Below are 12,805 nucleotides of genomic sequence, written 5' to 3' on the forward strand. Positions count from 1 at the left end.
GAAAAGCTGCATGAAATCTTTACCAAGTACTGCCGCACGCATAATCAGGCAGTGTTTGAGGCATATACACCGGAGATGAAAAAGGCACGTCACACCCATATCGTGACTGGCCTGCCGGATACTTACGGCCGCGGCCGTATCGTCGGCGACTATCGCCGCGTAGCGCTGTACGGCATTGATTTCCTGATTGAGCAGAAGGAACTGGACAAGTCCAACGTGGGCGACGGCGTGATGACCGATGATGTCATTCGTCTGCGCGAAGAAGTGGCTCGCCAGATCAATGCACTCAAGGGCATGAAGGAAATGGCAAAGATTTACGGCTATGATATTTCCAAGCCGGCAAAGAATGCCAAGGAAGCGTGCCAGTGGCTGTACTTTGGCTATTTGGCTGCCATTAAGACCCAGAACGGTGCGGCGATGAGTGTCGGCCGTATCTCAACCTTCTTGGATATTTACATTCAGCGCGATCTGGATGCAGGCATCTTGACAGAGACACAGGCACAGGAGTTGATTGACCACCTGACCATGAAGTTCCGTATGGTCAAGTTCGCTCGTATCCCGTCTTATAATCAGCTGTTCTCCGGTGACCCGGTTTGGGCTACGCTGGAAGTAGCAGGTATCGGCATGGACGGCCGTTCTATGGTAACCAAGAACGACTTCCGTTTCCTGCATACATTGGAAAACATGGGACCGGCACCGGAGCCGAACCTCACGGTTCTGTACTCTTCTGCTCTGCCGGAAACCTTTAAGAAGTACGCATCTAAGATTTCCATTGCTACCAGCTCAGTACAGTACGAAAACGATGACGTGATGAAGCCGGTTTGGGGCGATGACTATTCGATCTGCTGCTGCGTATCTGCAACGCAGACCGGCAAGGAAATGCAGTTCTTTGGTGCTCGTGCCAATCTTGGCAAGTGCCTGCTGTATGCGCTCAATGGCGGCGTAGACGAGAAGTTCTTTGAGCAGGTAGGTCCGGCATATGCTCCGGTAACCAGTGAGTATCTGGACTATGACGATGTCATGAAGAAGTTTGTTCCGATGCTGGATTGGCTGGCTGGTCTGTATGTCAACATTCTGAACCTGATTCAGTACATGCACGACAAGTACTATTATGAAGAAGCCGAGATGGCTCTGATTGATACCGATGTTCGCCGCACGTTTGCAACCGGTATTGCAGGCTTCTCGCATGTTATTGACTCGCTGAGTGCGATCAAGTACGCAAAGGTAAAGGCAATCCGCGATGAGCATGGTCTGATTACAGACTTTGAAATCGAGGGTGATTTCCCGAAGTATGGCAACGATGATGACCGCGCCGATGATATTGGCGTATGGCTGCTCAAGACCTTCCTTGAGATGGTCAAGCGTCGTCATACATACCGCAATTCGGAAGCAACGACTTCTATTCTGACGATTACCTCTAACTTGGTTTACGGCAAGTTCACCGGTGCAATGCCGGACGGCCGCAAGGCTTGGACTCCGTTTGCTCCGGGTGCAAACCCGTCTTATGGTGCAGAGCAGAACGGTCTGCTGGCTTCGCTGAATTCTGTGGCAAAGCTGCCGTATCATTGGGCTCTGGACGGTATCTCGAATACCCAGACCATCAACCCAGATGCACTGGGCCATGAGGAACAGGAGCGCATTAACAACCTGGTACAGGTAATGGACGGTTACTTCGATCAGGGTGCACACCATCTGAATGTCAATGTTTTCGGTACAGAGAAGCTGATTGACGCCATGGAGCATCCGGAGAAGGAGGAGTATGCAAACTTCACCATCCGTGTATCCGGCTATGCGGTTAAGTTCATTGATTTGACCCGTGAGCAGCAGCTGGACGTTATTGCAAGAACCTGCCATAAGGTTATGTAATTGATTTAGCGCAAGAATTATAGATGTTTTATGCTGGTTTCTGCGGGAGGGAGCATGTCTCCTTTCCTGCGGGAATCAGCATTTTCTGCCGAAAGGAGACAGAAAAATGAGCCGGACAGGATATGTGCATTCGTTAGAGACATTTGGTCTGGTCGATGGACCAGGCGTTCGATTCATCGTTTTTTTGCAGGGATGTCAGCTGCGATGCCGGTATTGCCACAATCCGGAAACCTGGCAGTGCGGCGTAGGCGAGCCGTGGACAGCGGATAAGCTGTTTCAGCGTGCGTATCGCTATCATAATTACTGGAAGAATAACGGCGGTATTACCGTCAGCGGCGGAGAGCCGCTGCTGCAAATGGAGTTTGTGACGGAATTTTTCCAGAAAGCCAAGAAAAAAAGCGTCCACACAGCGTTGGACACTGCGGGACAGCCATTTTCTATGGAGCCGGAATTCTTGCAAAAATTCGATGCGCTGCTGGAAGTCACAGATCTTGTGATTTTAGATCTCAAGGAAATCGAGGATGACAAACACCGCGCCCTGACGGGAAAGACCAATCAGAATATTTTACAGATGGCACAGTATCTGTCTGACCACGGAAAGCCGATGTGGATTCGACATGTGCTGGTGCCGGAGCTTACGGACGATCCGGAGGGACTCAAAAAGACCGGCGAGTTTATTGCCAGCTTGCGCACCGTGGAGCGGGTAGAAGTACTGCCGTATCACACATTGGGACTGTTCAAGTGGGAAAAGCTTGGCATTCCCTATACGCTGGAAGGCGTTCGCCCGCCGTCGGACGAGGAAAAAAAGCAAGCGGAAATTTTGTTGGGAATATCATGAGTTTATGTGCAGTATCGGAAGGTTTTGTCGGTGATGATTCGAGCAAAAATCAGACCGAGCGGCAGCGCGGAAATAATAAGCAGCGCGGAAGTCATCCAGACTGCCGCATCGCTCAGCGACATAATACCTAAGTTGTAAATTGCCTTGTATAAATATAGTCCCGGTACCATGATAACAATAGAAGGTACTGTGATGGATACGCGCGGATAACCGACGTATGCCTTGAGCAGCGAGGCCAACAGCCCCGCAGTCAATGCGCCAAGAAAGGCGGCAATGGCAGGCGGACACGTGCTCAAGTCTACCAATTCCAGACGCAGCGTATTGGATACGGCACCGATTGCGGCGGCGGTGGCGGCGAGCTTGACCGGACTGTTGAACATAACAGAGAAGCCAAACACGCCGCAAAAACTGGCGATGAAACGAAACAGCAGATACTGCGTGGTGTTGAGATGCAGATTCATGAAATCGACCGGTGTCAAATGCAGCAATAAAGCCATCATCCAAGCGGCAAGTGTGGCAACCATGACGACGAGAATCGCATAGGCGAGCCGCTCTAAGCCAGAGCGCATGTCCAGCTTGGCGAGGTCGATGCCGCTGGTGATAAACGGAAAACCGGGAATGATAAATAACATAGAACAGATATATCCCGCTTCGTGTTGAGAAGAAATATAGAAAAAAGATTCTGCTAATCGCAGGCATCCGGCGTAAATTAGACACGCTGAGGCAACGGACGTGACAATGCATAAAAATAAGGTAAAATGATGCTTCATCAGTTTGCACCGGATGGTATTGCCGATACCTGCGCCGAGAAAGGCAAATAGCATTTCCCAGAGTCCACCGCCGAGCAGAAAGGTAAAGGCACCACATGCGAGCGCCGCAGCAAATCCCAAGGCAAGCGGAGAATATAAGCCGTGAATCTGCTCGATGTCATCCAGCTTGCAATGCAGCTGATCTCCTGTGAGATGCTTGCTCTCTTCGGAAAAATCAGCGACAAAATGTTCCAAGCGGTTTAATTTTGAGGTATTCACACCGGTATTGGTCAAGCAGAGCGACTGAGAAAAGCTCTCTGTGCCGTCGAAACAGGTATACGCGATAGACAGGAGACCAATATCTGCGGAGCATACCACACCTAAGTTCTCAGAAAGCGTGTTCATGGAACTGCGCACACGCCATGCACCGGTTCCGCATGACAATAGCATCAAGCCGATGCGTCCGATGACAGACGCTTTTTCACTAAGCGTTGCTTCGGTAAGCGGTTGATTTTTGTTTTGTATATATTCGTGCCATGGAATCGCCATATGGTTGCGTTTTAATCCTTGATCCGGCATACAATACACGCCCTCTTTCTATCTGTTATTGTAGTCTAACATGGCAAAAAGTCAAGGAAATCAACGCGCATTCACTATAGGAAAAATCAATACTGGCGCCCTTTACTTCTTTGTGCGGCGAGCGTATAATAGGGGCAGAAAAGAGGTTCTTTCTATGAGCAGCATTTTTCCAAGAGAACAACGAGTAGAACAATTGTTTGACCGGATTTTGAGCGACCCGAATGCTTGCAGACGACTCAAGGAGACGTTTTATGAGAGCTGTCCGGAGACAGATTTGATGGATGCAGATAGTGTGGAAGCATCGGATAAAATCTTTGCCCATGCGCTGATTCATGCATATCAAAATCAGGATCTGTCCGCTTTTTTGATGGCAATTTGCGGCAACAGCATGTTTGATTTGCTGCGCAATTCCTTTTTAATTCCGCTTCGTTTTAACGATAAAGGTGTGGAAAATCCGGTAATTTTGACCGATGAAACCGGAGCATTGCGCGACAATCTGTCGATTTCTGTGCCGGAGAAAAAATATAAGGCGTTTTGCGACTTGTATCGAGAAAATCCAGAAATTCGAGATTTTCAGATGTGTCTTGCCTATGGATTTCGCGAACGGCATCGCTATGATGATACCTTACAGGTACAGACCGATAAAATCGGCGAACACTTGGGTATTCTGTTGCTGTATCAATTGCCGAAAGATATAGAAAATCATACGACAGACGCGGAGATTTATGCGACGGTATGGAATTATATGATGCAGCTGGAGGAGACCCTGCCGCGTGCCTTTTTGTATTATGGAAAGCTGGAAGCGACAGGAGAGGAAACGAACAGTGACCGCATCGGAATCTTTCTGCCGTTTCATCATTTTGAGAGCCGCATGAAGAAGCATATCGAAATCGCCAATGGCATTGGCTTGGCTTGTCGCGGCAAGATTGTGGATATGTTACGAGAAAAGAAGTAACATTCTATACGAAAGATAAAAATAACATAAGGATTGTCCAACGGATTGCAGAGGTATTTCCTGCAATCCGTTTTTTTATTCTCCTGCTCGCATCGGCAATCCTACCAAAATAATTGTTACAAATTTGGATAAAATATCCATTGCAATTGACGTGGGAACAGATATAATAGAAATAACTTAGATAAAATATTTTATAAAAGTTTAGATTCAAGTTTTCTTGCACAAATCAACACGAAGATATTTGATAAAAATCACAATCGTTCGCTTGTTTTCCAATCCATGGAAAAGCGGCGCACCAACCCATTTCAGGTTCGGTGAAAAAACAGGCATTAAGATTTCACAGGTTTCCTCGTACAATAAAAGCACAAAAGATCGAACGCCGATACGGCGCGATATAACGTGAAAAGAGGAGGAGATTTTTATGAATGAAAATTGGCTGGATCTGAAGGGTGCGGTTGTCGTTGTCACCGGTGGTGCATCGGGTATCGGCAAGCATGTTGTGGACACGCTCGTTCAGGTAGGTGCACAGGCGGTTGTCGTAGATATGAATGTCAAGACCGGCGATGAGATGGACGGCGCATACTGTGTGCAGTGCAATGTCACCGATGCAGCGAGTGTACAGGCAATGGCGAATGCAATTGTCGAAAAGTTCGGACGCATTGATGCACTGGTAAACAATGCAGGTATCAATTTGCCTCGTCTGCTCGTTGATGTCAAGGGCGAGAGACCGGAGTATGAGCTGAATGACGAATCGTTTGGCAAGATGTTTGCTGTCAACGTCAAGGGCGTGTTCCTGTGTGCACAGGCTTGCGCCAAGCAGATGCTCAAGCAGGGCAAGGGTGTCATTTTGAACATGTCCTCGGAGTCCGGTAAAGAAGGCTCGCAGGGTCAGTCCGCATATTCCGCAACAAAGGGTGCGGTAGACAGCTTCACTCGCTCTTGGGCAAAGGAATTGGGCAAGTACAATATCCGTGTACTGGCTTGTGCACCGGGCATCATGGAAGCAACCGGTCTGCGCACAGCAGCATATAATGAAGCACTGGCGTATACCCGCGGTGTCAAGCCGGAAGAGCTTTCTACCGATTACACCAAGGTAATCCCGATGGGCAGAGATGGTAAGCTGGATGAAGTCGGCGATTTGGTCGCTTATCTGGTATCCGATCGTGCAAGCTACATTTCGGGCACGACAATCAACATTTCCGGTGGCAAGTCACGCGGATAAGAAAAACAACGAGAAGAAGGGAGTGCAGTTGACATGAAGAGCTTATTTGGAGACGATCGCGTGCCCAATCTGCTGATGCAGCTGCATAAGACGCCGATGATGACGGTCAGCTCCCTTGCCTCTCGGTTTGGTGTCAGTGAGCGAACCATTCGCAATGACATCAAACAAATCAACCAAGAATTGCAGGACTGCGCGGTCATTGAAGGAATTGGCGGAAAATACAATCTGCGTGTCTTTCAGGAAAAACGCTTTTTACAGCTGCTGGCCGAAATGATGCAGACGGATGATTTCATGAATTCCTCGCGCAACCGCATGGACTACATATTTGGACGGCTGATGCGGGCAGAGCAGCCTGTGCTCACGGATGATCTTGCCTATGAGATGAATGTCGGACGGACGACGCTCATGGGAGATTTGAAAAAGCTGCGCGAAGAAATTCAGCCGTATCGCATCGAAATCATCGGAAAAACCAGCAAAGGATTGATTTTAAGCGGAAAAGAAATGGACATTCGCAAATATGTTCTGGACGGATTGTATGAGACCATCTATCGAGAATATCCATTGGACCCCGAACTGCGTGCAGAAATCGAGCAGGTGTTTCGCGCCAATCATTTTGAAAAATGTGTGCGCACAGCATTTGAACATTCGGTTACGCTGATGCTGGATCGGTTTCTCAATGGACATGACATCGGGATGCTTCCGCAAAACTACTATGATCTGACTGCCAGACAGGAATTTGCTATCATTGACGCACTGATGGATCGTTTCAGCGAAATTCTGCATATCCGCATTCCGGTGGAAGAAAAACTGTTTGTCTTTCTTCCGGTTATCGGAATGCGGACACCGGCAGATATTCACGATGCACGTGCCATTGAATTGGATGAAACCGTTCGGCCGCTGATGCGGCGCATCTTGCTTCGGATTCGCATGGAATTGGGCATTACCATTCAAAGCGGGGAATTTACGGAAGAATTTCTCTATCATATGATGTTTATGCTCAATCGGCTACGTTTTCATGTGTCGCTGAAAAATCCGATGTTGGAAGATCTGAGAGAAAAATATCCGCTGGCATATCGCATGGCAGGTATTGCGGCGAATGTCATTGAAGAAGAGTATGGATTGACGGTCAGTGAGGATGAACGCGGATATTTGGCGTCGTATTTTGGTGTATTCCTGACAGAAACCGACTTGAAACAGGAAGTCCCGTTTCGCATTGCGTTAGTGTGCGGCACCGGCCGCGTGACCGCGCGGTTGGTAGCGGTTCAGCTCAAACGGATTTTGGACAGCTCTACGGAGCTGGAGTTGTTTGCTGATGAAAAGGTGACACCGGAGATTTTAGATCGCTTTGACATCGTGCTGACGACGGTGAAACTGTCGTGCGCGTGCCATCGTCCGGTCATTCGTATTCACGAGATTTTCAATGACCAAGAATTGCTGCACAAGATCGAAAAAGCGAAATATTGGGATCATGTCAATGTTCCGGTATTAGACAGCAATTGGTTTGTCATGACCGGACTCATGGATGAAAGCCGATTTTTTGTTCTGGATGATGTCACAGAGTATCAGACAGCGATAGATCAAATGGTCAGCAGTCTGACGCAGGATGGACAGCTGGATCCGGGCTTTGCCAATCGTTTGGAAGAGCGCGAACAAAAAGGCACGATGGTATTTGGCAATTCGGTTGCTATTCCGCACAGTGTACAGTACGCGAGCGACAAACTGATGTTGGCAGTTGGTGTATTGCCGCAGGCCATTCAGCATAACGGACAGGAAATTCGTATTATTTTCTTGTTGGGGCTGCCGCGGCTTGTGGAATCCGATGATACGCTGCTCATTCGCGTCTATGATGAAATTATCAGCATCACAAAGGATAAAGAGCTGCTGAACAAGGTTTGTTCAGCAGAGACATTTTCTGATTTGCTTCGCGTGCTGTATCGCAACATCGGAGCAATCTAAATCAATCTACAGAATGGAGGAATACCCATGACAAAGCTCTTGTTGCTTGTAGCAGCTACATTTGTCTTGCAGATTGCGTTGAGTATGGCGCAAATGAAGCACTTTTCCAAGGAATTTGTCAAGCTGCGCCGACAGGGAAAGGTAGCCTGCGGACGCAAAGCAGGCGGTTTTCGGGCGGGAGCCATTGTCATGTTCCTGCTCGATGAGGACGGCATGGTGCGCTGTGCAAAGAAGATGGAAGGCGTTACTTGCCTAGCACGCGTCAAGCCGCTGCCGGGATTTGAGGGACGCGACATTCGCACACTGACCGCAAGTGATGTGCCAAAAAACCACAAGAATCTCGGAAAAGCGGTGGAAGATGCTTCTCTGACGTTCCGGAAATTTACCGCAGGTGAAAGTATTCCGGAGCCGCCATCTCCGTTCCAGAAGGTCGGGCAGTCTGTAGGCAGAGTATGGAAGAAAACAACTTCTTAATACAGAAAGGCGGAAAAATATGGATTATATTGTAACACTCGCATCGGGGTTTATGAATCTGTTTACCCTCGGCGGCGAGCAGTTTAAGAGCTGGGTTGTCGGCATCGTGCCAACCATTACTGTGCTGTTGGTATTGATGAACGCAATCATTGCATTGGCAGGTCAGGAACGTGTAGACAAGCTGGCTCGTGTGTGCACGAGCAATCCGCTTCTGCGATATGCTGTGCTGCCGTGGGTTTCGGCGTTTATGCTGGGCAATCCGATGGCATTGTCTATGGGTAAGTTTATGCCGGAGTATTACAAACCGAGCTACTATGCAGCAGCAACCTATCATTGCCACACCAACAGCGGTATTTTCCCGCACATCAATGCATCGGAAATCTTTATTTATCTGGGTATTGCCAATGGTCTGACCACACTGGGACTGGACACAACACCGCTTGCCATTCGCTATTTGCTGGTTGGTCTTGTCTGCAACTTTATTTCCGGTTGGGCAACAGACTTCACCACAAAGATTGTCGAAAAGCAGCAGGGTGTCAAGCTGAACCGTAAATTGAAGGGCGAGGCATAAGAGAGAAGGAGAAGAGAGTATGGCAGAGTTTCATTCCATTCAGGTAGAAAAAGGCAGTGGCGGTTTTGGCGGTCCGTTGATTATTACACCGACGGAAAAGAAAAACAAGGTCATGTTTATTACGGGCGGCGGCGCAGAGCCGGAATGCCTGCAAAAGATTGTACAGCTCACCGGACTGACACCGGTTAACGGCTTCAAGACCAATTGTCCAGAAGATGAACTGGCGTTGGTTATCATCGACTGCGGCGGTACCCTGCGCTGCGGCATCTATCCGAAAAAGCGTATCCCGACGATTAACACCAATCCGGTCGGAAAGTCCGGCCCGTTGGCACAGTTTATCAAGGAAGATATTTATGTATCTGGTGTCACTTCCGCACAGGTTTCGTTGGTAGAGGATGGCGCACCTGCTGCAGAAGCAGAGAAAAAGCCGGAAGCTCCGAAGAAGGAAGTCAAATTCTCGGCGGACATGAAGGTATCGGAAACACTCGCGGCACAGGAGAAAAAGGGTATTGTCACTCGTATTGGACTGGCAGCCGGTAAAGTTGTCGCAACGTTTAATCAGGCGGCGCGTGATGCGATTCAGACCATTATCACCACAATTTTACCGTTCATGGCGTTCGTGTCTATGCTCATCGGTATCATCAATGGTTCCGGATTTGGCAATGCATTCGCTTCTATTCTGACGCCGCTGGCAGGCAATATTGTCGGTCTGGTCATCTTGGGCATTATCTGCTCGATTCCTGGTCTGTCCGCACTGCTTGGCCCTGGTGCAGTGATTGCACAGATTGTTGGCTCTCTGATTGGTGCTGAAATCGGCAAGGGCAATATTGCTCCGCAGCTGGCACTGCCGGCGCTGTTCGCCATCAATACACAGGGTGCATGTGACTTTATTCCGGTTGGTCTGGGTCTGGCAGAGGCAGAAACGGAGACAGTAGAAGTTGGCGTTGTATCAGTAATGTATTCTCGTTTCTTGACCGGCTGGCTGCGCGTACTTATCGCTTATGCAGCAAGCTTCGGTCTGTATGCAGCATAAAACGGAGGAAATTACAATGAAAATCATTTATGAAAATCAGGTAAAAGCGCTGGGCGCATGTGTTGATGAATTTCAGGAGGCAGGTCTGTTCATCATCTTTGGTGACAATGCACCGGATGAACTGAAAGACTATTGTTATTCGGTATCCGTTAACCCGATTCAGGGCACGATTGCAGCAGGTCAGATGTTGAAAGTAGACGATGCTTGCTATCGGATTACTGCGGTTGGCTCAGAGGCTCCGCACACGCTGGCGGGTTTGGGACACTGTACCATCAATTTTAGCGGACAGACAACCGTAGATCTGCCGGGAACGATTTATGTTGAGCACAAACCGATGCCAACGGTATCTGTCGGCACAGTTTTCCAAATTATCGAAGAATAAACACAGACAACAATTGATTTTTTCCGGAAAACAGGATAAGATTGCTTTAATAAATACTTTTAGAAAAGAGGAAATCGAAATGCCTGGAACTCATACCGGAAACAAACAGACGCAAGCGCGTATCTTTCGCCTGCTGCTTGCAGAGGAATCGCTGACACGGCAGGAAATTGCAGATACTCTGCACTTGAGTATGCCGACGACCTTGCAAAACACGACGGAATTGTTGCAGGCGGGGTTGTTGGAGGAATGTGGTGTCATTCAATCGACAGGCGGACGCAAAGCAAAAAAGGTCTGCATTTGTGCACAGGCAGGAAAGAGTGTCGGCATCGACATCGCGCTGCATCACACCGAGTTGGTATTAACCGATCTAAAAGGCACTGTGCTGGTTCAAAAGCAATTGCCGATGGTATTTTGCGATGAACCAGCATGGTATCAGCAACTGCAAACAGAATTGCTGCTGTTTCTTGAGGAAAACCACCAAGATTCTGCACGAATTCTCGGCGTTGGAATTTCTTTTCCCGGTATTGTAGACGAGACAGCCGAACAAATCACACGCTCTCATGTTTTTTCTTTGGAACATGTCAGTCTGGATCGATTCAAAAAGTATATCCCGTTTCCTGTCCTTGTGGCAAATGACGGGAACTGTGCGGCATTTGCAGAACACGCTCCAACACGTGCCAATTATATCTATCTCTCTCTCAATGAATCGGTCGGCGGTGCTATTGTACAAGATGGACAGTTGTATCTCGGTGACACTTATCAAGCAGGGGAAATCGGACACATGCTGCTTATTCCCGGCGGAAAACCGTGTTATTGTGGAAAGCATGGTTGTGCGGATGCTTATGTATCGCCCAATGCGCTGACCACATGGGGACAGAACATCGATGATTTCTTTGCAGAGCTGCAAAGCGGATCAGAACGAGCACAGAACGTTTGGGATGCCTATCTCGATCATCTCGCCATTTTGATTACCAATCTGCACATGCTGTGTAATACACCTATTATTATTGGCGGTGCAGTTGGATGCTATATGGAGCCGTACATGCCGCAGCTGTTAGCGGCAGCGGCAAAATATGATTATTTTGCGCGAGAGATTGACTATATTACGACATGCCGCGTCAAGACGTGTGCCTGCGCAGCAGGTGCCGCAAGGCTCGCCTTGCAGCAATACCACACGCGATTGTTTGTATAAATTTGCTTCTCTATTTTTTCTATTCTTCTATTTATTTATTCCATCGCCGCTGCGAGAATGCTCTTGCGGCGGCAGCGCACACAACGTCAGTATACAGACAAAACCAAAATACTTGCTGGAACACTCGATAACAAATTTCTGTATATTGGCGTGAAGAAGCCCCTCACAGAGTAATTTCTGTGAGGGGCTTTTGTGGATTTCTGTTTCAATATGGAGTACAATACAAGATAAAGAAGGAGGAATAGTATGGATTTTAAACTATGCACAGTCAGACAAGAAGAAATGCCTCGATTCAAAGCAGACATGCAAAAAGCCTTTCAAAAGGGATTCGAGGACGTATATGGCAAGACAGAGGAAATTATTTTGCCGGAAAAGGACATTGACCAATCTTTACAAATGATAGGAGTTGCTGCATATAAAGCAGTTGTTGCCGGAAACATGGTTGGTGGTGCAGTGGTAGTTATTGATAAAGTGACACAGCATAATCATTTGGACTTGTTGTTTGTGAATGACAAGGCACAGAGCAAGGGCATCGGAAAGCGCATTTGGTTTGAGCTGGAACAGTTGTATCCGGAGACAAAAGTCTGGGAGACCTGCACGCCGTATTTTGAAAAGCGAAACATTCATTTTTATGTGAACGTTTGCGGGTTCACTATTACGGAATTTTTCAATGAGAGACATCCTATGCCGGATGTACAGGAAGATTTTATCGGTGATGGCAGAGAAGGCATGTTCGTGTTTAAAAAGCGGATGAAATAACGCGCTTTTCTATAACAGATCGGAGACAAAATTGGCAAGACATTCGGTGTTTTCTTCGTTGTATTCGATCTCGCGAGAATATGCCTTGCAGATACAGATTTGATCCCAAGGGGTCAATGTTCCGTGTGTCAGCCAATGAGAAATGTCCAGAGCTTGAATGATTGCCGTGCTGAGAAGAGCAAATTGTACTTTTTCGCGTACCGCGTCATCTCCAAGTGCTTTCATGAAA

At 48.0% G+C, this 12,805-nt stretch carries 13 protein-coding genes; 11 read left to right on the forward strand and 2 right to left on the reverse strand.

Annotated elements, in window-relative coordinates:
* Positions 1-1,866: pyruvate formate lyase family protein (locus ACR0P9_RS02095; RefSeq protein WP_432617194.1), on the forward strand; the 1,866-nt coding region annotated here is incomplete at its 5' end.
* 106 nt (positions 1,867-1,972) lie between these two features.
* A complete protein-coding gene (gene pflA, locus ACR0P9_RS02100) occupies positions 1,973-2,704 on the forward strand; it encodes a pyruvate formate-lyase-activating protein (protein ID WP_432617195.1) in 732 nt (243 codons plus the stop codon).
* Positions 2,705-2,706: 2 nt separating this feature from the next.
* Here the strand turns inward: pflA and ACR0P9_RS02105 are convergent, their stop codons facing one another.
* Positions 2,707-4,032 (reverse strand): threonine/serine ThrE exporter family protein, encoded by a 1,326-nt coding sequence (locus tag ACR0P9_RS02105; RefSeq protein ID WP_432617196.1) that lies wholly within the window; start codon positions 4,030-4,032, stop codon positions 2,707-2,709.
* Between the two features lie 154 nt (positions 4,033-4,186).
* On the opposite strand from ACR0P9_RS02105, the gene ACR0P9_RS02110 reads away from it, so the two are divergent.
* From ACR0P9_RS02110 to ACR0P9_RS02150, 9 genes are all read left to right on the forward strand, one after another.
* On the forward strand, positions 4,187-4,987 hold the full coding sequence (locus ACR0P9_RS02110; RefSeq protein ID WP_432617197.1) for a DUF4866 family protein: 801 nt from the start codon (positions 4,187-4,189) through the stop codon (positions 4,985-4,987).
* Between the two features lie 421 nt (positions 4,988-5,408).
* Positions 5,409-6,209 carry an SDR family oxidoreductase gene (locus tag ACR0P9_RS02115; protein WP_432617198.1) on the forward strand — a complete coding sequence of 267 codons (801 nt, stop codon included), beginning with the start codon at positions 5,409-5,411 and terminating at the stop codon, positions 6,207-6,209.
* 33 nt (positions 6,210-6,242) lie between these two features.
* Positions 6,243-8,165 (forward strand): BglG family transcription antiterminator, encoded by a 1,923-nt coding sequence (locus ACR0P9_RS02120; protein ID WP_432617199.1) that lies wholly within the window; start codon positions 6,243-6,245, stop codon positions 8,163-8,165.
* Between the two features lie 27 nt (positions 8,166-8,192).
* Complete coding sequence (locus ACR0P9_RS02125) at positions 8,193-8,639, forward strand: transcriptional regulator GutM (protein WP_432617200.1); 447 nt, start codon at positions 8,193-8,195, stop codon at positions 8,637-8,639.
* Positions 8,640-8,658: 19 nt separating this feature from the next.
* Entirely contained in the window at positions 8,659-9,210 is a 552-nt protein-coding gene (gene srlA, locus ACR0P9_RS02130) for a PTS glucitol/sorbitol transporter subunit IIC (protein WP_432617201.1), read from the forward strand.
* A gap of 19 nt (positions 9,211-9,229) precedes the next feature.
* Positions 9,230-10,243 (forward strand): PTS glucitol/sorbitol transporter subunit IIB, encoded by a 1,014-nt coding sequence (gene srlE / locus ACR0P9_RS02135; protein WP_432617202.1) that lies wholly within the window; start codon positions 9,230-9,232, stop codon positions 10,241-10,243.
* 16 nt (positions 10,244-10,259) lie between these two features.
* Complete coding sequence (locus tag ACR0P9_RS02140) at positions 10,260-10,625, forward strand: PTS glucitol/sorbitol transporter subunit IIA (RefSeq protein WP_432617203.1); 366 nt, start codon at positions 10,260-10,262, stop codon at positions 10,623-10,625.
* A gap of 79 nt (positions 10,626-10,704) precedes the next feature.
* On the forward strand, positions 10,705-11,817 hold the full coding sequence (locus ACR0P9_RS02145) for an ROK family transcriptional regulator (RefSeq protein WP_432617204.1): 1,113 nt from the start codon (positions 10,705-10,707) through the stop codon (positions 11,815-11,817).
* Positions 11,818-12,063: 246 nt separating this feature from the next.
* Entirely contained in the window at positions 12,064-12,576 is a 513-nt protein-coding gene (locus ACR0P9_RS02150) for a GNAT family N-acetyltransferase (protein ID WP_432617205.1), read from the forward strand.
* A 9-nt stretch (positions 12,577-12,585) separates the two neighbouring features.
* Here ACR0P9_RS02150 and ACR0P9_RS02155 read toward each other — a convergent pair.
* Positions 12,586-12,805: hypothetical protein (locus ACR0P9_RS02155; protein ID WP_432617206.1), on the reverse strand; the 220-nt coding region annotated here is incomplete at its 5' end.

This window comes from Butyricicoccus sp. (assembly GCF_050872565.1).
GTDB lineage: Bacteria > Bacillota > Clostridia > Oscillospirales > Butyricicoccaceae > Butyricicoccus_A.